General features: G+C 58.0%; 20 protein-coding genes. 13 read left to right on the forward strand and 7 right to left on the reverse strand.

All coding sequences use genetic code 11. From position 1 onward, the window contains the following. Positions 1–35: 35 nt before the first annotated feature. The 3 genes from BI327_RS14720 to BI327_RS14730 are packed head-to-tail and all read right to left on the reverse strand — an operon-like array spanning position 36 to position 2,103. On the reverse strand, positions 36–764 hold the full coding sequence (locus BI327_RS14720; RefSeq protein ID WP_076861074.1) for an amino acid ABC transporter ATP-binding protein: 729 nt from the start codon (positions 762–764) through the stop codon (positions 36–38). Further along, entirely contained in the window at positions 748–1,407 is a 660-nt protein-coding gene (locus BI327_RS14725; RefSeq protein WP_076861076.1) for an amino acid ABC transporter permease, read from the reverse strand. The genes BI327_RS14720 and BI327_RS14725 overlap by 17 nt, the downstream gene beginning before the upstream one ends. Before the next feature lie 12 nt (positions 1,408–1,419). Beyond that, complete coding sequence (locus tag BI327_RS14730) at positions 1,420–2,103, reverse strand: amino acid ABC transporter permease (RefSeq protein ID WP_076861079.1); 684 nt, start codon at positions 2,101–2,103, stop codon at positions 1,420–1,422. Positions 2,104–2,429: 326 nt separating this feature from the next. Between BI327_RS14730 and BI327_RS14735 the strand changes: the two genes are divergently transcribed. Beyond that, positions 2,430–3,335: a GntR family transcriptional regulator gene (locus tag BI327_RS14735; RefSeq protein WP_076862140.1), complete on the forward strand. Its 906-nt coding sequence runs from the start codon at positions 2,430–2,432 to the stop codon at positions 3,333–3,335. Between the two features lie 209 nt (positions 3,336–3,544). Continuing rightward, positions 3,545–4,123 (forward strand): TetR/AcrR family transcriptional regulator, encoded by a 579-nt coding sequence (locus tag BI327_RS14740; RefSeq protein ID WP_076861081.1) that lies wholly within the window; start codon positions 3,545–3,547, stop codon positions 4,121–4,123. Between the two features lie 25 nt (positions 4,124–4,148). Here the strand turns inward: BI327_RS14740 and BI327_RS14745 are convergent, their stop codons facing one another. Beyond that, positions 4,149–4,625, reverse strand: a complete 477-nt coding sequence (locus BI327_RS14745; RefSeq protein WP_083742083.1) for an ester cyclase — start codon at positions 4,623–4,625, stop codon at positions 4,149–4,151. 86 nt (positions 4,626–4,711) lie between these two features. On the opposite strand from BI327_RS14745, the gene BI327_RS14750 reads away from it, so the two are divergent. Then, positions 4,712–5,665, forward strand: a complete 954-nt coding sequence (locus BI327_RS14750; protein WP_245334812.1) for an NADP-dependent oxidoreductase — start codon at positions 4,712–4,714, stop codon at positions 5,663–5,665. 830 nt (positions 5,666–6,495) lie between these two features. Here the strand turns inward: BI327_RS14750 and BI327_RS14755 are convergent. After that, the gene (locus BI327_RS14755; protein ID WP_210191205.1) at positions 6,496–7,491 is read right to left on the reverse strand and encodes a LysR family transcriptional regulator; all 996 of its coding nucleotides are present in this window, start codon (positions 7,489–7,491) and stop codon (positions 6,496–6,498) included. Positions 7,492–7,662: 171 nt separating this feature from the next. Here BI327_RS14755 and BI327_RS14760 point away from each other — a divergent pair, with 171 nt between their 5' ends. Both BI327_RS14760 and BI327_RS14765 read left to right on the forward strand, forming a co-directional pair. Further along, positions 7,663–9,138 carry an NAD-dependent succinate-semialdehyde dehydrogenase gene (locus tag BI327_RS14760; protein ID WP_210191206.1) on the forward strand — a complete coding sequence of 492 codons (1,476 nt, stop codon included), beginning with the start codon at positions 7,663–7,665 and terminating at the stop codon, positions 9,136–9,138. Positions 9,139–9,509: 371 nt separating this feature from the next. Next, positions 9,510–9,914: a tautomerase family protein gene (locus BI327_RS14765; RefSeq protein WP_076861084.1), complete on the forward strand. Its 405-nt coding sequence runs from the start codon at positions 9,510–9,512 to the stop codon at positions 9,912–9,914. Positions 9,915–9,951: 37 nt separating this feature from the next. Here the strand turns inward: BI327_RS14765 and BI327_RS14770 are convergent, their stop codons facing one another. Next, positions 9,952–10,491 carry a LysR substrate-binding domain-containing protein gene (locus tag BI327_RS14770; protein WP_076861086.1) on the reverse strand — a complete coding sequence of 180 codons (540 nt, stop codon included), beginning with the start codon at positions 10,489–10,491 and terminating at the stop codon, positions 9,952–9,954. Positions 10,492–11,281: 790 nt separating this feature from the next. On the opposite strand from BI327_RS14770, the gene BI327_RS14775 reads away from it, so the two are divergent. Then, positions 11,282–12,607, forward strand: coding sequence for an alpha-amylase family protein (locus tag BI327_RS14775; RefSeq protein ID WP_076861087.1), 1,326 nt, complete (start codon positions 11,282–11,284; stop codon positions 12,605–12,607). A 317-nt stretch (positions 12,608–12,924) separates the two neighbouring features. Here BI327_RS14775 and BI327_RS41635 read toward each other — a convergent pair whose 3' ends face one another. Further along, positions 12,925–13,422 carry a hypothetical protein gene (locus BI327_RS41635; protein WP_143271603.1) on the reverse strand — a complete coding sequence of 166 codons (498 nt, stop codon included), beginning with the start codon at positions 13,420–13,422 and terminating at the stop codon, positions 12,925–12,927. A gap of 32 nt (positions 13,423–13,454) precedes the next feature. On the opposite strand from BI327_RS41635, the gene BI327_RS14785 reads away from it, so the two are divergent. The 7 genes from BI327_RS14785 (at position 13,455) to BI327_RS14815 (ending at position 21,027) form a co-directional block, all read left to right on the forward strand. Next, a complete protein-coding gene (locus tag BI327_RS14785; protein WP_076861091.1) occupies positions 13,455–13,670 on the forward strand; it encodes a hypothetical protein in 216 nt (71 codons plus the stop codon). A 230-nt stretch (positions 13,671–13,900) separates the two neighbouring features. Beyond that, positions 13,901–14,785, forward strand: a complete 885-nt coding sequence (locus BI327_RS14790) for a LysR family transcriptional regulator (RefSeq protein ID WP_210191207.1) — start codon at positions 13,901–13,903, stop codon at positions 14,783–14,785. Between the two features lie 148 nt (positions 14,786–14,933). Continuing rightward, positions 14,934–16,079 carry a DUF2855 family protein gene (locus tag BI327_RS14795; RefSeq protein ID WP_076861095.1) on the forward strand — a complete coding sequence of 382 codons (1,146 nt, stop codon included), beginning with the start codon at positions 14,934–14,936 and terminating at the stop codon, positions 16,077–16,079. Between the two features lie 542 nt (positions 16,080–16,621). Beyond that, the gene (gene pdxR / locus BI327_RS14800) at positions 16,622–18,301 is read left to right on the forward strand and encodes a MocR-like pyridoxine biosynthesis transcription factor PdxR (protein WP_210191208.1); all 1,680 of its coding nucleotides are present in this window, start codon (positions 16,622–16,624) and stop codon (positions 18,299–18,301) included. 445 nt (positions 18,302–18,746) lie between these two features. Continuing rightward, a complete protein-coding gene (locus BI327_RS14805; protein ID WP_076861099.1) occupies positions 18,747–19,193 on the forward strand; it encodes a cupin domain-containing protein in 447 nt (148 codons plus the stop codon). 323 nt (positions 19,194–19,516) lie between these two features. Beyond that, complete coding sequence (locus BI327_RS14810) at positions 19,517–20,593, forward strand: redoxin domain-containing protein (RefSeq protein WP_210191209.1); 1,077 nt, start codon at positions 19,517–19,519, stop codon at positions 20,591–20,593. Positions 20,594–20,847: 254 nt separating this feature from the next. Next, entirely contained in the window at positions 20,848–21,027 is a 180-nt protein-coding gene (locus BI327_RS14815) for a hypothetical protein (RefSeq protein ID WP_076861100.1), read from the forward strand. The last annotated feature ends 3 nt before the right edge of the window (positions 21,028–21,030 follow it).

Consider the following 21,030-nt stretch of genomic DNA (forward strand, 5'->3'; position numbering starts at 1 on the left):
GAAGTCTCCATGTAGAGCCAAGCTTTCTGTAACGATCAAAGGCCGTTGTTGACAAAGCTGCGAAGCTCCGCCGTTCTGGGTGAATCGAGCATCGTCCCCGAGCCGGTTTCCCAGACCGTACCCTTGTGCATGTAGATGACTTGGCTCGCGACTTTGCGCGCGAATGCCATTTCGTGGGTGACCAGGATCATGGTCATTCCTCCACGAGCGAGCTCTTCCATGACTTTCAGCACCTCACCGGTGAGCTGCGGGTCGAGCGCCGAAGTCACCTCATCAAACAGCATCAACTTCGGTTTCATCGCAAGCGAGCGGGCAATGGCCACCCGCTGTTGCTGACCGCCCGAGAGTTGTTCCGGATAGTGCTCGGCTTTCTCGGCAAGTCCCACTTGAGCGAGCACTTGATGAGCAAGATCTCGCGCCTGAGGTTTCCTCATTAGCTTTACGCACGTCGGCGCAAGCATGATGTTCTGCTCGACAGTCAGGTGAGGGAACAGGTTGTAGCTCTGGAAGACCATGCCGACGTCGCATCGCAGAGCACGCCGGTTCAATTCGGGATCTTGTATGGCATGGCCACATACATCGATGGTGCCGCCTTGAATTGCCTCAAGCGCATTGATGCAGCGTAGAGCTGTGGACTTGCCGGACCCGGATTGTCCAATAATGGCAGCAACGCCTCCACGTGGGACCTCAAACGTTACCCCTTCGAGCACCTTGTAGGTGCCGAAATATTTGTGCACGTCGGTCAGCTTAACGATCGGCGACATTGAGTGTCCTTTCGAGCGTTCGGCTCCAGGCCGATAGTGGAAAGCAGATCCCGAAGTAGATGGCGGCCACGACGACAAAAACGGTAAACGGTTCGAAGATTGAGTTGTTGATGAGCTTGCCGGCTTGAGCGAGTTCGATGAAGCCGATCACAGAGGCGAGTGAGGTGTTCTTTACGACCTGGACCACGAAGCCGACCGTGGGAGGCGTTGCGATGCGCAGTGCCTGAGGCAGGATGACGTGGACCATTCGTTGCGATCGCCTCAGCGCCAAGCACTCAGCGGCTTCCCATTGACTCTTGGGGACGGCCTCAATGCAGCCTCGCCATATCTCAGCCAGAAAGCCCGAGGCATAGATTGTAAGCCCAGCGCCAGCTGCGACAATTGAAGGGATGGTCGGGCCGACGAAGACGGCGATGCCGTAATAAAGCAGGAACAAGAGAACCAGTAGCGGGGTGCCTTGAACGAGCTGGATGTAGAGCGAGGACGCCCATCGCAACGACTTATTCGAACTAATGCGAGCAAGCGCGATAACGAAGCCCAGCAAACTTCCGCCAACAAGGGCGATCGCGGACAAGCCGATCGTCCACAGCGCTGCCCAGCAGAGGAATTCGAAATGGACAATACTGAAGGCTGACGTTGTCATAGCTATCATCTCCTACAGAGCAGTGCCGAGCTTGCGGCGACGAGTAAAAACCGTCTGCCCGAATAGCGCGAACGCGGCGCGTACGACGAAGGAGAGGACGAGATAGATGAAGCCGACGGCGATGTAGGTCTCAAAGGAGCGGAATGTCACGGATTGAATCCGGTTGGCTGCCGCCGTGAGCTCCGCCGCCGAAATCTGCGATGTGATTGAGGAGGCCAGCATCAAGAGGACATACTGGCTTGTCAGCGAGGGATAGACACGCTCGATCGCCGGACGTATCACCACATGCCAATAGATCTGTGTGCGGGACAGGGCGAGACATTCGGCGGCTTCCATCTGAGAGCGGTGAATGGATTGAAGGCCGGCGCGCACAATTTCACATGTATAAGCACCGACATTGACAGTCAGAGCTATCGAAGCCGCCACGTTGGCCGAGACGTGGACCCCGAGCGTTGCGATGCCGAAGTAGGCGATGAATACCTGCACGAGCAGCGGCGTATTACGGATCACTTCGACGTACGTCGCTACCAATCGTTTGATAAAGGGCGATCCGTCCGCGCGAGCTATGGCACAGATCGTCCCTATGATGAATCCCGACACGGTCGCGGTCGCTGAGATCTGCAGCGTCAGAAGAACGCCCCAGAGGAATTCGCGCCAGTAGGGAAGGAGCGCAAGAAAATCAAATCGATAGCTCACGCGATGGCCCTCTCGATCCCGTGAGCTTCAATGATCTGGCGACGACGCAGGATGGCTCCTTTGTCGAGCGTGCGTGCGATCCGACCGGAAAGACGAGAGGCTCCCCCGCGCGCCGTGTTCCAAAAGATGCGGGTGCCCGCTTCGTTGCAGCCTGTCATGAGTGATGAAGCGGACGGGCAAGCCCGTTGTTCGCGCGCGTGCGACATGCGTCCCAGTCCTCCCTAACCTTCTTGTCGGGCTTTTATATGCAAAAAACAGAATGGGGTGCAACCAGAATTTGTTTATTATATAAAAAAGTCGCGATGCTTCGGCGCAGGGGGGCTTCTATGAAGAGTAAGGCGGTTTACTATCGGGGCTACAACGCGTTCCTGAACCTGTGCTCAAAGTGCGATCTTGCGCACGAACTGCCAACGATGAGCGGCCTTTCCCAAACGTTGGCCATCAGCAGAACAACCGTTCGATCTATTTTGGCCGGTGTGGCTAAGGTGGGCATTATCAAAAAGTCGGGCAGTGCGTATCGGCTAACGAGGCGTCCACGCGACGACGACTTCTTCCCCGACGTGCAGACGCTTTCGACAAGCGCAACGGTCGAGCGGCAGTTCCTGGAATGGATACTTGAAGGAAACGTTCAAGCCGGCGAACTTCTAACTACCACGGAGCTCGCCCGTCGCTTCGATACCTCGACGACGACGATCCGCGAGCATCTTCCGCATCTCCAGCATCTCGGTTTGCTGGAGCGTCGACCAAATAGCGCTTGGCTGTTCAAGGGAGTGACGTCAGCTTTTGCGAACGAGATTTACGAGGTTCGCGAAATGTTCGAATTGCGGGCAATGCAGAGTCTTCTTGTCCTAGACGAGTCATCGCCGCCCTGGAAACGGATTTATGATCTCAGAAAGGAGCACATGAAGGTGCTCCGGAATGCCGACAAGTTGTACCATCACTTTGCGGAGCTGGATGAGCGATTGCACCGGACCATCCACGAAACGTCGCAGAACCGATTCATCGTGGACTTTTATGATGTCATCTCAATGCTGTTCCACTACAACTATAGATGGGATCCTATAGTTGAGAAGCATCGCGCCAACGTCGCGCTGAAAGAGCACATCCTGTATATTGATGCCATCATTTCCAGAGATATGGCGAAAATCGAAAGTGCACTGCGATCCCATCTCAACACTTCAAGGGAAAACCTGGTTCGGACAATCGAGAGGCGGGAGCAAGCGATCTTATAGGCGCTTATGCATTGTGCTTGATTGGCGAGGCGATTAGATGGGATGCAAGACTCTGTATTGATCTCAGGCCGCCAGCTGGAATGTTCTGGACGTGTACCTTGCGCGGTCTATCCTCCATCGTCGGGAAATGTCCGCGGCTTTCCGTGCGATCGGGTTGCTGGGAGGCGGCCAAGCCGCTACCACAGCTGAGCAGCGCAACGGACAAAGCAATGACCAGTCCCCAAAAACGTGGCCTCGCCGTTCGAGACAAGATCCTGAACACGGCCGACGAGTTGTTCTATCGTGAGGGCATTCGAGCCGTCGGCGTCGATACGATTGTGGAGAAGTCCGGGGTTGCGAAGACGAGCCTGTACCGCTGGTTTCCAGCGAAGGACGATCTAATCGCGGCGTTCCTGGAAAACAGAAACGCGCGCTATTGGGCTCGGTGGGATCAGATCGTTCATATGCATGAGGATAATCCTAAAGAGCAGCTGCTGGCGTTGCTACGTTGGATCAGCCAGTACGTTGCGGGTTCTGACTATCGCGGTTGTCCCTTCCAGATTGCCGCGACGGAATTTCCGGATCTCGGTCATGCAAGCCGGGAGATCTGCATCCGCAACAAGCAGGAATTGCGAGGCCGGCTCCTCGACCTCGTTCGTAGGATCGGGGTTGAAGAACCGGGGCTTATCGCCGATCAACTCCTGCTGATGCTAGAGGGTGCATACGTTAACACTCTGCTGCTGGCGAAGTCTGGTGCAGCGAAACAGCTGGTAAAAGCCGGTGCTCGACTGGTCGGCATAGCAGCTTAGGCCTCTTCGCTGCGACGAGGCAGCGTTAGGAGCGACGGTAAGCGCTTGCCGAAACGCCGGTCTGACGAGCTGCATCGGCGATGTCGAAGTGAAACGACTCCCAGACGATCCGGTTGTCCGAAAAGCGAAACAGGATGAACACGGTCGTCGTCACGCGCTCACCGTTAGGCGTCTCCGTTCCAAAGCTGTGCTGAGGCGTAAAACTGATCTTTCCCCAACTGCAGAGCGTGTCACCATCAACCGCTTGTCCTTCGAGGACTACCGAATAGTCAGGGGCGAACTTGAAGAAATTCTCCATCGCTCGGCGGAGGCTGTCTGCGCCGCAATAGCGAGAACCCATCGGAGGGGCCTCGAGAACACCGTCCGGATGATAGATACCGAGTATGGCGCCAACATCTTGTCGGCTTTTGGCGCGCGCAAGTTCGCTTACGAGCTCCTTCATTTCTGCAATTGAAAGAAGTGACTTCGGATTCGTATGTGTCGTCGAAGAGGCTGTGGCCATGCGGACTCCTGCATCTAGGTGCACTTGACAACGATACGGACAGGTCTGTATCGATGTCAATGGCTGGACCGCTACTGGAGGACCGCTTGAGCAAAGAGACGATGCGTGCCGTACAGCAGACGGAGTGGGGCGGACTGGACAAACTGAGACTCGTCGATGTGCCGCGACCGAGGCCGCTGCCCACCGAGGTCCTGGTCCGGGTAAAGTCTATCGGGATCAATCCGATCGATCTTTTTACCGTGTTCGGCAGAGCCTACATGAATGCCGTAACGTTGCCCCATATTCCCGGATGGGACATCGCCGGCGTCGTCGAGCAAGTCGGTTATGGAACGACCCGTTTCAAGGTCGGCGACGAGGTCTACGGGATGCCGTGGTTTCCTCGGCCTGCGAGTGCATATGCCGAATACGCCGTTGCGCCCGCGCGCCAACTTGCCTTGAAGCCGAAAGGTGTGAGCTTCGATGAAGCTGCTGCGGTTCCTTTGGCGGGTTTAACCGCCTGGCAAATGCTTGTCGACGTAGCAAAGGTAGGACCGGGGGCCAATGTCGTGATCAACGGCGCTGCCGGCGGCGTCGGACATTTCGCCGTTCAGATCGCGAAATCGCTTGGAGCCCAGGTGACGGCCGTCGCCAGCGCAGGCAAGCATCAATTCGTCCGTAAGCTCGGTGCGGACCGGGTGATCGATTATACCGTATCAAATCTCGTCGACGAGATTAAAGATGCCGATGTCGTAATCGAACTGGTCGGCGGCGATACCTGTATTCAAATGCTCAGCACGCTTCGCAAGGGAGGCCTTCTCGTGAGCGCCCAAGCGGGGTGGGTGCCGCAGCTCAGGGATGAGGCAATGAAGCTTGGCGTTCGTAGCTCCTGGTATCTCGTCGAACCCGATCACGCTGGCCTGGAAAAACTGACAGAATTGATCGAGCGAGGCTCGTTGAAGATCGAGGTTTCGTCCAGTAACCCGCTAGAGGGGGCAGTTGGTGCCCTGGAGCAAGTTGCCCAAAAGCGAACGCTCGGAAAAGCTGTCCTCAGAGTCAGCTAAGCCGCCGCGCCGCGGTCCCTCTCTTGAGGGGGCGGCCCGACATCTGGGGCTACTCGTAAATCTGTCTCTGACCTCTATGGTTATCCGCTCGACAACCTCGCCAGTGATCGGATGAGCTTTATCGATGATGCGCTACCCAGAAGGGCAGAACTGGATAGGGGCGGCGGCGTTGTAGAAATGGCTCGCAGGTTGCAATGCTTGCCAATAGCACCACGGTCGTGCCGCAATATTCGTCAGATCGTGCTAACCAGCTGCCGCGGGAGCGTCGGCCTCATGGGAGCTGCCTCCGACTGATTGACCGCAAGGAGGCACCTCAGTCCGTCCTATCGGCTTGGCGTTGTCGAGTTCCTCGAAGTGCGTCGGAAGACAGCTTCCTGCACAAATTTCTTCTCCCGGCTACGGCGACGACAATGCGTTCAGCAACTTCGTTAACCATTGGGGGCAGACCTCCAAAAACTCGCCGCTCTTGGACATCACTGCCCAGGTCTTACGACACAGCTTCGTGAGCGCTGGCAACGATCTTGGATTCACGGAAGTGACAATCGCACGGAAGTGACAATCGCGGTCTTAGTCGGCCACGCCAAAGGCTCCGTCACTAGCAAATACATCCACACGCCCGATACGGCCCTCGTCGCGGCGGCAGAGACGACCGTTGGGTACATTGAGGGCCTTCTCGACGGAAGAAAGTTTACGCAGACGGCTTACGCCTCGATCGGGCTTCCCGAAAGGCGGCGCGGGCCAGGATGGCTTTTCTGTTTCACGACGACTGGAAGTATAAGGATCGAGGTGGGTCGACATCTTCCTCGGCGGGGCACCCGATAACACGCTCGTCAGGTCTGCCTCGCTTTTGGGTTGTCGCCAGCGGTCTGAAACGACTGCTTCATCCCCTCGATGAACACGCGCAGTTTCGGCGGCGCCTCAGGAAGTGCACGAAGAATCTGGATCGGCGCGTGTTCTTCATCCGGGTCGTCGAACAGAGGTTGCAATCGCCCCGCTGCGATGTCCGCATCAGCCACCCAGTTCGGCAGCATGGCGACACCGACCCCCGCCACGGCCGCCAGCCGCTGTGCTTCGAACTCATCGCAGCGGAAGACAACACCGGGATCATCCGAGAGGACGACGCTATTGGCCAGGCGGCTCCAGCCCATGCCCGATGGCTCGCGCGGCTTGCCGATGCGTCGATGCTTCGTCAACGCTTCTAGATCCTCGGGGTGCCCGCATCGAGCGAGATAAGCCGGCGACGCACAGACAACCCAGCGTTGAACACCAATGTGCGTGGCGATGAGCCCGCTGTCAGGTTGCTGGCCAATTCGGATGGCAGCATCGCGGCGTTCCGTCGACGGATCCGCGGGACGTTCTGTCAGATCTAGTTCGATACTGAGATCTGGCCATTCGGCCAGCAATGTACCGATGACAGGCAAGACATGGAGGCGACCAAAGGTCGGCAGGCAACTCAGACGCAGAACGCCGCTTGGGCTTTCATCAAATTCAACGACTTCGCTCCTTGTATCGATCAACCGATCGATGACATCCCGGGCTCGCGCGAGAAGCTTCTCGCCCGCGTCGGTCAGCGTCAGAGAGCGGGTCGAGCGGACGAAGAGCTTGGTTTGGAGATCGGCTTCCAGGGAATCGATCCGGCGCACGACGGAGGACGCCGCCACACCACGTACCCGCGCCGTCGCAGCAAAGCTGCCGCGTCGGCAAACCTCAACGAACATCTCCAGATGCGTGGCGTAGCGAGCAAAGTCCATCATTGCAGTATACGCAAAGATATCGAGCGTTGAAATGCGATTATCGTTGAGAAGGGTCGGCTGTAACTTCAGCACAAGATCACGCCCGATAGGTAACACCTTCCGCTACCGCATCGGCGGAGAAGCAGCAGCAGATCGGCCTCATCACCATTGATGGCACCGGCCGCTATTTCGGGAACGAACATCTCTTTCTGGCGGTCCAGGGCGGAGCTGGACCGAGCCGGCGGTGACCCTCTGGAGCCAATTATGCTGTACACCACCAACCTGAAATCCCTTCTGAAGGACCCGTCTCTCCTCGTCACTAAAGCGTTTGTCGCCGGTGAGTGGGTGGACGCCGATGATGAGGCGACATTTGCCGTGACGAACCCAGCACGCGGCGACGTGCTTTGCAACGTCCCCGACCTCGGGCGGGCGGAGACGGCCCATGCCATCGATGCCGCACACATCGCCATGGCGGACTGGTCAAATCGCACCGCCAAGGAACGTGCCGTCGTCATGCGGCGGTGGTTTGAGTTGATGATGGCGAATCAAGATGATCTCGGCATGATCCTGACCGCCGAGATGGGCAAGCCACTTGCGGAAGCGAAAGGTGAGATCGCCTTCGGCGCAAGCTTCATTGAGTGGTTCGGCGAGGAAGCCAAGCGGATCTATGGCGAGACGATTCCTGGCCATCAGCGCGATAAGCGGATCACCGTCATCCGTCAGCCGATCGGCGTCGTCGGCTCAATCACTCCATGGAATTTTCCCAATGCGATGATCGCGCGCAAGGTCGGTCCGGCGCTGGCGGTCGGTTGCGGTATCGTCTGTCTGCCTGCCTCGGAAACGCCGCTCTCGGCGCTGGCGATGGCCTTGCTGGGAGAGCGGGCCGGCCTACCTAAGGGCATCCTGTCCGTCATTACCTCGACGCGGGCTTCCGATGTCGGCAAGGAGCTTTGCGAGAATCCGATCGTGCGCAAGCTGACCTTCACCGGTTCGACGCAGGTAGGGCGGATCTTGCTGCATCAGGCGGCAGACCAGATCATGAAATGCTCGATGGAACTGGGCGGCAACGCGCCCTTCATCGTTTTCGATGACGCCGATCTCGACGCCGCCGTCACCGGAGCGATGGCATCGAAATTCCGCAACAACGGCCAGACCTGCATTTGCGCCAACCGTATATATGTGCAGGCTGGCGTTTATGACGCCTTTGCCGAAAAGCTAAGCGCTGCAGCGGCATCGCTCGAACTCGGCGACGGCCTCGCGCAGGGCGTGGAGGTCGGTCCGCTCATCAACGAGAAGGCGGTGGCCAAGGTCGAGCGCCATATCGACGATGCCCTCACGCATGGAGCGAAAATCGCCACCGGCGGCAAGCGCGATGCGCGCGGGGGTACCTTCTTCGAACCCACGGTGCTGACCGGCGTAACTCAGGAAATGGCGGTCGCGGCCGAAGAAACCTTCGGGCCGGTTGCCCCACTGTTCCGGTTCGAAACCGAAGAAGAGGTGATCGCGAAGGCGAATGACACGATCTTTGGCCTCGCCTCCTATTTTTATAGCCGCGACGTCGGCCGGGTCGTACGCGTTCAGGAGAGCCTCGAATACGGCATGGTTGGCGTCAATACCGGGATCATCTCGGCCGAACTCGCGCCATTTGGCGGCATCAAGCAGTCCGGGCTCGGTCGCGAAGGCAGTCACCACGGCGTCGAGGACTATCTGGAGATGAAATACATCTGCCTTTCGATCTGAAACGATCTGGATGTGGTTGCCGCAAACGTTCGCGTGACGCCTAGGATCAGCACTTCGCCTCCTGCTCGAGACCTTGCGATGACAGAGAGTTGCCAAGACTCATGGTCGCCCAACGAGCGAGATCGATGGAGTCGAGATCTCTGCTATTCGCCCTGAACTCGTTCGCTGGCGGCGTACATCGTTCTTGAGGGTTGGTGCATGCTGTCGAGTTCGGGCTGCTGCGGTGACTGGCTCGCTTCAATGCCAACGTCTCGCACCATGAAGCCCTAGGACGCCGGACGTCAGCCGGCATCGATCGACCGATATCGAACGGCAATCCCGCCAGTCGACGGCGCCATGAGAGATGAGAGCTTACAACAAGGAGACTTTCGATGCCGATGATTATCATTCGCTATGTGACACCGAAGGCAGGCCTTGAGCTGCGTCCGCAAATAGCGGAGCTGGCTGCACGCCTCGGCGCGGAGAAACTCGGGAAGGACCCCGACGTAACCGCCGTTCTCGTCGAGCCAGCCGATCCGCAAAGCTGGCTTATCGCAGGCAAGCGCCCGACCGACGCTGGATTGTCGGCATTCTGGCTCGAAATCACAATCACGGCAGGCACGAATACGAAAGAGGACACGACAGCGTTCGTGAAAGCGGCTTACGAGGGAATGCAAGCTTTGCTGGGGCCGCTGCATGAGGAGTGCTACGTACATGTCCACGCGACCAATGGTGATGCCTATGGCTACGGTGGGCGCACCCAAAATGGTCGGTGGGCGGCAAAACATCCGGGTTGAGTTGGTGTGACCGAACCGGAAATCTAAAGGATACGGCCTATTCACGATCCGTAGGAGGAGGTCGCGCATCATCAGGATCCGCGGATGTGTCGGCCTCACTGCCGCCATGCGGGCTCGATATCAGTGGCGGAAGGGGGGGATTGTGATCGTGCTGAACGAGCCGGCCGTCCGCAATTTCCGCCAGGCAATAGTCCGGCACGACTCTTGCGTCGGTTCCCGCTGCCGCGGCCGCAATCAGCGCTCGAAGGTCCGGCATGACGAGCGTTGCTTGGAAAGTCGATTCACGGCCGAACACCTCGCTCCAATAGCGCCTGAAGATCGGCAGGCTATGGGCATAGGCGAGTATCGGCATCGCGCCTTCGCGGATGGCTGTCTCGGCGCTTGCGCGCAACGGCTCGGCCCGTCGACGCGTTGCGACTAGCACGAAGCGCTCGCGGTGAAGGCGCGCGGTCGCGGCAGGCAGGTCACGTGCGCCAGTTGTGAAGATAGCGAAATCGAGATCGCCAGCGGTGAGTTTGCCAAGGCGCTCGTCGCCACCGCCGGATAGGAACTTCGGGCGCAGGCCCAGTCCGTTCAAGCGTGGCGAGCATCGGACCGGAGAGCTTGTCGATGAACTCAAAGGGGCCAGCGATCTTGATCAGGCCGGTAACGCGTCATTCCGGCCGTGGAAGCCGATCGAAGATCGTCTCCAGTGCGTTGACATGCGGTGCGACCGCGCAGGCGACGACCTCTACGAGCCGCATCACCCGGACCTACCGGGACCTAGCGCGGCGCCACGGGACGGGGGTGATCCTGGCCAAGACGTATAGCCGCGCAACAAGGCGAAGGTGGAGCATGCCGTGTTGCTCGCCGGCTGGATCATGGCACAACTGGCGGCAAGTATGTGGCTTCCTGCGCGCGATACCTCGATGACCGAGGCGCGCGGCGCGCATCTCCGTCTCGGGTCCCGCGCAACGCGGCGAGACCATCGAATTCCTCGACCGCGGCATAGCTCTCCGGAGTGTCCTAGCGTCCGAATGACGATGAAGAGTTCCGAGGGCGAAGGGGAAACGTGTGAATCGCCCGCTCTCTGCCAAGCGCCACGATCCTGCGCGCCAATCTACGATTTTCTACGATATCCCACGCCCATCGGGGGCGGTCCTCTCGCGACCGGTGGTGGCTAGCGCGCGGCCAGTCAATTTATTATCTATGCTGTGGATTGTTTGAGAGTGCTCTTACTCCCTTGGGCGAACTTGCGTGCGGTGCGCCCAAGCGCATTTTCATATCCGTGGAAATCACCGCGCGGCGCAATGTGGAGCAATCGTAACTTGGCGGTGGAGAAGTCGTCGATACGTTCGAGACCATGAAACGGGGCGATTGGTGAGGCCATGGGAAGCTGGATCGAGCATGCAATCTGGTGGCACGTCTACCCGCTCGGCTTTGTCGGGGCGGAACGCGAGGCGCACGCCTTTGACGGCGTCACCCATCGGTTCAGCCACCTGACTGCGTGGCTCGACCACGTCATAACCCTCGGCGCGTCCGGAATCTTGCTCGGCCCCGTCTTTGCGTCTTCCACGCATGGGTATGACACGGTCGATTACTTCCGCATCGATCCGCGCCTCGGGGATGACGCGGATCTCGAGGCGTTCGTCGACGCCGCGCGCCGCCGCGGCTTACGGATCGTCCTCGATGGCGTCTTCAACCACGTCGGTCACGAGTTTCCGATCTTCCGGCGCGCCCTCGCCGGCGGCGCGACGTCGCGAGAGGCCCGGTGGTTCCGGCTGACATGGCCCTCGGGCGACGGCTCCGGTGGGCCGCCGGACTATGCGACGTTCGAAGGCCACCGCCATCTGGTGAAGCTCAACCACGACGAGCCTGAGGTGGTCGACTACGTCACGCGAATCATGGTTCATTGGCTGGCGCGTGGCGTCAGCGGTTGGCGGCTAGACGCGGCCTACGCGGTGCCAGCCGCGTTCTGGCGGAAAGTGCTGCCGCAGGTTCGCGCCGGCTATCCCGATGCTTACATCTTCGGCGAAGTAATCCACGGGGATTATGCCGGCTTTGTCCGTGAGGCTGGGCTGGATTCTGTCACTCAGTATGAGCTCTGGAAAGCCGTTTGGAGCTCTCTGAACGATCGCAACCTGTTCGAGCTCGCCTGGGCGCTAAAGCGTCACAACGGTATGCTCGAGACGTTCGCGCCGCAGACATTCATCGGCAATCACGATGTGACACGTATTGCAAGTCAGCTTCAAGATGAACTACATCTTGCGCATGCGCTCGTCATCCTGATGACTGTGGGCGGATTGCCTTCCGTCTATGCGGGCGACGAATTGGGCTATCGCGGGGTCAAGGAGCATCGAGCCGGTGGAGACGATGCTATTCGTCCGTTGTTTCCGGCAACACCGCCCGACCCTCAGTCCTGCGATCGGGATACCCTCCGTCTCCATCAGCAGCTAGTCGCCTTGCGACGGCGGAACCCTTGGCTGCATCGCGCGCGCAGCAAGGTGCTTGAACTGCAAAGCACGAGTCTTCTCTTCATGGTGTTTCACGACGAGCATCGGCTGTGGGTCGTATTGAACCTGGCTGATGCGCACATCACGCGCGTCGTCGACGCAAGTGTCAATTGCATTGCCGGCAATAGCGTCGCGTCGCGGAGGGGCACGACGACCGAAATTGCAGTCCCGTCACATGGCTGGAGCATCTTGAGTGAATGATCAGCCAAATTCGGGCGTCATGCGGTATCGCAAGCTTAGCGAGCGTGGGTAAACGCGGTTGCGCTTCAGTAACTCGGCCCTGACGTTTCATGGTCTGGTCGTCCGAATTGTGTCCTCACACGCTTCTGTGCGATGATAAGCGCATCATATCGGAGCTACGAAATTGTTTAAGGTCGTATTCGACGTCCTCTAGGCCGTGTACCGATAAAATCGTCGGCATGAAGCGACGAACGCCACGTCCGCTTTGTCGCGATGACCACCAATTTCGTGTGGCGGCGGAATATGTTGCGGTGGGCTAGAACTGCATATGCCATCAATTAAAACGGCGTCAGCGCCAAACGCCCGGTGTTTGTCAAATGATCGCTGCGATGGATCGCAAAGCCTTCGCGGCTATCGGGCCACGCATAATAGAGCAGGCCGAGAACTCGCCCGTTGGCGACATAGGATCGCAAATTTATCTGCGTCTCATTGACCAGAGTGATCTGGCTGGTTTCGTCAGGTGGACGGACCGTGTCGCGATTGGGAAAGCCCCACTCAGTGATCCAGCAGGGCTTGCCGGTTCGGCGAGCTTTTGGCTGGCATTCCGCGAGAACGTACTTCTGTAATCGGTCGGGTGCCCCCGCTGCTGCGATCGAACTTCCCGGATCATTTGTCCAGGGGTAGGTGTGGACGCCGTTGGCGTCGACCAGTTCATCGAGGCCGTTGGCGCGCATGAAATCCAGCGTTGCGGCAGTGCCGACTGCGTCGGAGCCGCGCGGTTCGCGGTGCCTGCGGAGCTTCGTTGAACACCCGGCCTGAGCTGACAATCGGTGCATGTTGGTTCAACTTCTAGCGCGCGGGGACGTCCTTGTTCACCCTCGAGCAGCTTGAGATATTGCAGATAACCCTTAGCGACCTATCGGGCTTCCGGGTTGTTCGAAAGGGCCTCGAGGGTGAACTCTTTGGATCGGGCGGGATTCTCGGCCGGCACGCTGAAATCCGCATTGAACATCGCGGAATCGATATCATTACCCAACTCGAACCCTGCGAGCCCGACCCCGACGGCATCGAGTTTTTCGAGTAGGGGGCTCGAAGTACCTGTGGACCTGATCGGGATCTGCGGCGGATAACGGAGATCCGCCCCACACGCCGAAAGCATTGGGCCGCGGTCGGCTGGGTGCACCGGAGGGGCCGTGCGAGGTTCTATAGGCTTGTGCAACCATCTCAAGCTTGACCAGCCGATCCTTTCTCGCTCACTTTGCGACGCGTCAATGAGGTCAGGCCAAAATGGATCGATCCAAGATAGATCTAAACTTGTTTCTGATATTCGATGCCATCTACACAGAGGGAGGCGTTACCCCCGCTGCCAAACGATTAAACCTTACTCAGCCCGCCGTGAGCCACGCTCTCAGCAGGCTTCGCGACTCGTTCGGCGACCCGCTCTTTGTTCGCAATGGGCGTGCCATAACGCCAACGCCTTTGGCGCGGCGTATCGTTTCAAGCGTGCGCCAGTCGATCCACGAATTGCACGCCACAATGGACGGTGCCGGCCGATTTGATCCGGCCATAGCGAGGTTCAAATTTACCATCGGAATGCGCGATATTCTCGAGATCTCGCTACTCCCCGAATTGATCGCCAAAGTGCGCCGCCTCGCACCGCACGTTGAATTTTCCATTGTCAAAGTCAACCGGCGACAGCTGGAAGCGGAACTGGCTGCCGGCGTAGTCGATGTCGCGATCGACGTGCGGTTGCCTTTGTCCGCCGAGGTTCGATATCATCAGATTATGGACCCCAGGCTCTGCGTTCTTGCGAGCAAGAAGCATCAGCGCCTACAGCGCCGATTGAGCCTGAAGGCCTATCTGGCCGAGCAACACGTCGTCGTGACCTCCCGGCGAAAAGGCCAATCGATCGAAGATGTCGAACTAAGTCATCTCGGTCATCGGAGGAAAGTTCGGCTTCGATGCCAACATTACTTCGCAGCAGCTCGGATCGTTTGCCACACTGATCTACTCTGCTCAATGACTGAGCCGACTGCCCGGATACTGGGTGAATTGCTGCCGGTTCAAGTTTTGCGATTTCCGTTGCGACTACCGCATTTCGGCGCATTTCTCTATTGGCATTCGAATTTTGAGGCCGATCCTGCGAATAGTTGGCTGCGAACGCAAATCATTGACGCTGCGACTCGGACTGCCACATAACATTTCTTCCCTCGATCGCTCTGCCAGGCAATCGATAGCCTGGATTCATGGATATCCATCCATAACGATCATTTTCCAGGTCGATCGCGCACGCGTATCTTCCAGACCTTGAACGATCAGCCGCGACTGAGGACGATGGAGGATATACATGGACGCCGAGACCGCATCTGCAGCCGGCTTCAGCAGCTTCGAGGTTTCGAAGAGTGATCTTCGTCGGTGGCGATGGAATGATGATGGTGTGCCAGGCGCCTCGCGGCTGGAGACCAATCAAGTCCTAATCGAGATTTCCAAATTCTCGTTGACCTCGAACAATGTGACTTACGCGCGTCTCGGTGAAGCCACTGTGAAGACGACCACCATTCCATATTGGCGCTTTTTTCCGACGGCCGATGGTTGGGGAAGCATTCCCGTATGGGGGGTCGGCCAAGTTGTCGCCTCCCGCAACTCAAGAATTCGCTCCGGTGAGAAGCTCTATGGCTTCTTTCCCATGGCGACCCACCTGACAATGACGCCGACGGTTCAAGACCGTGCTCGTGTTGTGGACGATACGCCACATCGGCGGGAGCTAGCCGCAATCTATCAGGACTATGTCCTCATCGATCGAGAAGATCGCTACCATCACATGGGTACGAATGCATATGTTGTATTGAGACCGGTCTTCAGTTTGTCCTTCTGTTGTGCGCTCTACTTGTTGTCGGAACGATACTTCGGTGCGGCGCGAATTGTCATCTCGAGTGCGTCGAGCAAGGCGGCGCTCGGGCTCTGCCATCTGTTGGCGAAAGATCGCTCGTCGAAAATCGAAATCTGGGGTATGACGTCTGCACCAAACGTTGAGATCGTATCGGAACGTGGTCGATATGATCGTGTCTATTCATACGACATGATCGGAGATCTTCCGGCCGACCGCCCAACAATCTTCGTTGATATTAGCGGAAACCAAAAATTGCTTGCTCAAGTTCATCACAGATTGAAGAGCAGTCTCGTCTATAGCTGCCTCGCTGGGTTCACGCATTGGAATTCCGTTACGAATGAACAAGAGATGCTTCCTGGACCGACCCCGCAGCTCTTTTCGACTCCGGCGCACATGGTTTCGCTTCGCAGCAAACTGGGCGTTGAGGGGTATTGGCAGCGATTTACGTACGAATATGGATCGTTCGTAGAGTACGTAACACCGTGGCTCAACATCGACCGCAAATTCGGCAAGTCGGCGGTGGAGCGCACATACCACGAAGTGCTAAATGGAATGGTGCCTCCGGACGTTGGCAATGTCCTATCAATTTCAATGAGTGGATAGTCTGCTCGATCCGCCGATGAACTAATCGCGATTTATTTGCGGAGTTGTTGGGCCGGGGACGTTGGGCAGCTCGAAGGCATCGCCACGCGCTGTTCCAGCGTCATGCCCCGGTCGGATTGCGATCCGAGATTGCGGCGGCATTGACATTGGCACGGACAAAGGCTGCCGCTTCCGTATGTAGCGGAGTTCGTTAGATCGGGCCGGCTGAGGACGGTGCTGGGCAATCGGAAATCCGCGACGTCCACGGTGTACGCGGTGTAACCCTCGATACGCTATGTTTCCACTATAGCGCGCGTATTTGTTGACTTCCTGACCGAAGAGCTTTCTTAGCTCGGGACATTATTTTTGGCATCGCTGCTGAGGCCCGAGCGCAAAGGGTCGAAGGCCTCACGCATCGACCGAGAGCGAATAGTCCTATTGCCGACCGCCTGCGTCTCAACAAGTGTTCCGAAACAGGAGAAGGCTGGCTCGGTCATCTGGATCGGTAGTCATCGGAATTCGGACAGGCGCAGTTGGTGCTGGTGCTCGCAACGACCTAGTTGATGAATTGGACCGGTCAAATTGGTAATTACTGGCTCTGTTTGGGACGCCAATTCGACGATAAGAACAGGCTGAGTTTTGCTACTTGGGCAGACAATATGACGTCGGAAGACGTGCCACTTTTCGGTTTCGCCATCGAATTACCGCCACGTGCGAGGCTCCGCGCGCTTTATGGCGCCCTGAAATCCGCGATCCTTGACGGGCGTCTGGAGCAAGATGCCCGCATGCCGCCGTCGCGAAAGCTCGCGAGATCGTTGGGAATTTCGCGCAACACGGCCGTGGCCGCCTACGACCTGCTGCTGAGCGAAGGTTATCTCGTCGCGCGCGCCGGCGCAGGCACATTTGTCGCGCATCATGCGCGGATCACCGGAAACGAAAGAATTGGGAAGCCCCTCCCGGGCCAGAAGCGTCTATCTCCGCCGCCGAGTAGGATAGATGATGCGGCTGCGGCGATCCTGAAAGGGACGGGTACTTCCAATCATCCGTTCGATCTTCGGCCCGGCCTTTCGGATAAGTCGGAATTTCCGTTTGACGTCTGGAGGAGGCTCTCTGCGCGGGCGCTGCGTGGTCTCTCGAAGACACCGGCCGAGTATATGGACCCGGAGGGGCGAATTGAGCTTCGGCAAGCCATCACAAGTCACATTGCTCATACCCGTGCCGTCGTTTGTGCCGCAGATGATCTCGTTGTCACCAACGGGGCTCAGCAAGCTTTTGACCTGATTGCGCGAACGTTCGTGACCCCAGGTGGAGTCGTCGCGTTCGAGGACCCTGGCTATCCGCCAGCACGTGCTGCGTTCGCCGCGGCCGGTGCGGAAATGCGATCGGTCCGCGTTGACTCGGAGGGGATCGTCGTTGATGAGTTGCCGGAGGACGCGCGGATCGTGTTCGTGACGCCTTCGCACCAATTTCCTCTTGGCGCGGCAATGTCGTTGCGACGCAGAAGCCAGTTGCTTAGCTGGGCTCGTCGCACTGGGGCGATCGTGGTTGAGGATGATTATGATAGCGAGTTCAGGTTCTCGGGACGTCCCCTGGATGCTTTGCAGATGCTTGATCGCCTCGATGACGCAGGTGGTAGGCACGTGCTCTATGTCGGAACGTTCTCCAAGTCATTGTTTCCGGCGATCAGGTTGGGTTTCATCGTGACCCCGGGCTGGGCACGGGAAGCTCTCGTTCGATTCAAGGGAATCTCGGATCGACATAGTCCAGTCCTTGCCCAGGACACGTTAGCGTCCTTTATTCTAGAAGGTCACCTCGTCCGCCATCTTAGAGGGATGCGTCGCTCCTACGGAGAGCGTCGAGCGTCCTTGCTTGCGGCCGTTGAGCGGGGAGGCGGCCAGAATCTCAAGATTTTGCCGTCGGAAGAAGTCGGTCTTCATTTCGCGGTCGCACACGAAGTGATCGATGAGGATCTATTCACCGTCGAAGCCTCTCGCATCGGGCTGAATATCGTCCCCTTGAGCCGATACTTTGTCGATCCTCGACAGGCAGGCACGACCGGCTTCGTCGTAGGTTATGGACGGCTTGGTCAAAGTTGTCTTCAGGCGGCGTCTGGCAAGCTGTGCGGTCTCCTAGCCGAGTTTGGTGCTGGATATGCTCCAAATAGGTCAGACGACATGCTCGCCAAGCAGAGTGGACCGGAGGCATCAGGTGAATCGCGCTCCTTCGGTGGCGCCCCCAGCTGATTGTCTAATTGGCTCTAGATTTGCATGCATTCGTCATGAGCACTGCTCCGCCGTGTTCGAGCCGCGTGGCGGGTGGGTAGCGCATATGTCAACGCTGAACAGACCGGCGATAGGCAAACTGTCGCGCTCTTACCCTTCTGTTGTTGTCTGCTAGCAGCCAAACAGCCGTCGCGTAGGCCAGCGGAAGCTTTAGGCAGCGTCTCCGTTTAGAGATGGTGACACCTCTCCAACTCGAACGTGACAGGCTCAGGCGTGTTGCTCGCAGCGCATTTAGTCGAAAAACTCACGAAGGCGACCGGAGGAGCGTCGGCCCCAAGCAGGCAGGATTTTGGCCGCGACGAAAAACACGAGCAGCTTGGTCTTCCAAAATCGCGCGAGGTTGGATCTTCTCCATGCCGCTAGTCGGTAGCAAGCTCCGCGCACTGATCGTCAAACGGAGAAATGTATGTCGGATCTGAAAGAGCTGTCATCGCGCCTGATTTCAACACCATGGAACCCCGTTTCGCCTGGAGTTTCGTCCCAGTTGCTCGGCGTCTTCAAGGACAAGGGTTGGATTAGCGTACTCCGCCTGGAGCCTGGTTCCGTCGTCCCTCTGCACCGCCACACTGGCGAGGTGCACGGCTTCGTGTTGGCGGGGCACCGGCGCCTCGGGCCAGGGGGGGCACTCGTTGGTCCGGGCGAATACACGTTCGAACCGGAAGGCAACGTTGATACGTGGTCGGTCGAAGGTGACGTGCCGCTGGTCAGTCTGTTCGTCGTGCGTGGGGACGTTGAGTACCTCGACGACAGCCGGGCGGTTCTGCGACGCGAAACCGGACAGTCCAAGCTGGAGGCCTATCAGCGAGTTTGCATCGAGAAGGGTGTAGTGCCGGCCGATTTGATGCAACGCTGATCGTCATTGATCGCAGTGCGTAATTTCGCGATCTATCAAGCGAATATCGTCCCGAGACTCGGCCACCGATCGCTTTTGCGGTCGGCGGTTCTTTCATCTTTCTACGGCGCTACCAGTCTTATGACCCCAAGACCACTTGTCTGCGTGTTGCGCTGAGTATCACTGCGATATCCGTTGCACGCGGTACGGCGGCGGTCCCACCCGAGCAATCGCCGGCATTATACCTGAGCTGGACCACTTGAGTTGTCAGTGCTTGGCTCTCGTAAATTGTCCGCCGTCGACTTACCGCTTGTGCTCACTTGACTGGAATGAGGAGCGAGTTGATGCGGCTACTGCCAGTTGTGATGATTCTCGCCATTGTTCTCTGCTGTGCGCGCCAATGCGTCGAACTTGCTTTCGCTTCTGAAAGTGAGGTGGAAGCGGCAACCGCAATACCTGATCCAGAAAGTGGACAGGGACGTGCGGAAAACGCGGGCCGGGCGCTTCTCGGTCAGATCGCTCCTGCCGTTAAATTAAAAACCATAGACGGCGACACAATCGATCTTGCTGAACTATATGGCAAACAGCCCGTCTATCTGAAGTTTTGGGCGACCTGGTGTGTACCTTGCCGAGAGCAAATGCTCGCTTTTGCGCGAGACTATGAGGCGCTCAAGGACAAGGCCACGGTCGTCGCGATCAACACAGGCTTCAACGAGACGTTGGAGGGCGTGCGGCGCTATCGACAGAGGTACGGTCTTCGCATGCCGATCGTGATCGACGACGGGAGGCTGACGGCTGCGCTCAATTTACGGGTAACACCGCAACATGTGGTGATCGGCCGCGATGGTCGAATTCTTTATGTGGGGCATCTGGAGGACGCAACGCTTCAACAGGCATTCGCGGCGGCTTTGAAGCAGGAGGGCGGTGGGTCGGCTGTGCAGACGCTGGAGTCTGATCCGACTTTCGGAGTTGGCGACAAGCCCTATGGCCTGAAATCAGTAGAGACTGCTGCGGGGACATTTCCCGTTGTCGGTCCCCTCGCGGGGCGTGATCTTCGTGCGATTCTCTTCTTCTCGCCATGGTGCGAGTCCTATCTCGCCAAAAGCAACCCACAAACAGCTGAGGCATGCCGACGAGGGCGCCTCGCAGTCAATCAGCTCTCGCAACAGAGAGGACTGCGCTGGCTCGGCATTGCGTCCGGGCTCTGGGCGAGCGAGAAGGATCTCGCGGACTACCGCAAGGAGTCGGAAATCGGCATCCCGTTGACCCTCGACGGCTCGGGGCGGCTCTTTCGGGCCTTTGGCGTGCATGACGTCCCGACGATTATCCTGGTCGACCATGACGGGCGAATAGTCTCTAGAATTGATCCAAAAGTTGCTAATCCGGCCGAGCGTATCCGTGCGGTGGTTGACGGAGAGTAATGATTACCGGAACGGTGCAGCAGCTAAAGGTTGCATTTCGACCGGCCAGCCTGTCTTGTACGGTGGACCGGGACGTACCCAATCGGTGCTTAGCTTTTTCGCGGCAGGCGGCGGGTTGGCCGGAGCAAACCATGCCGATCTCGCAGTCGTCATTCTCAAGCCCTTCGTTTCCTCAGGGAATCACTGGCTAATTGAGTAATATGCCATTTTCCAAGGCTACTTTTTCTTAGATAAAGTTGGCTTGGACAGGAATTATGCGCGAGTCCTACCGCGGCCATCCGATGTTCGCCGAAACTGCCAAGTTCTGCAAAAGATGCGATCAAGCGGTGTTCAATCCGAACTTTCAATCCATGCCGTTGACAGCTTTCGAGCCGATGGTTCATCGGGTCTTCTCGACCGTAAAGAACACCATCTATCTAGACGCGCTTCGCTGAGCG

This window comes from Bradyrhizobium mercantei (genome assembly GCF_001982635.1).
GTDB lineage: Bacteria > Pseudomonadota > Alphaproteobacteria > Rhizobiales > Xanthobacteraceae > Bradyrhizobium > Bradyrhizobium mercantei.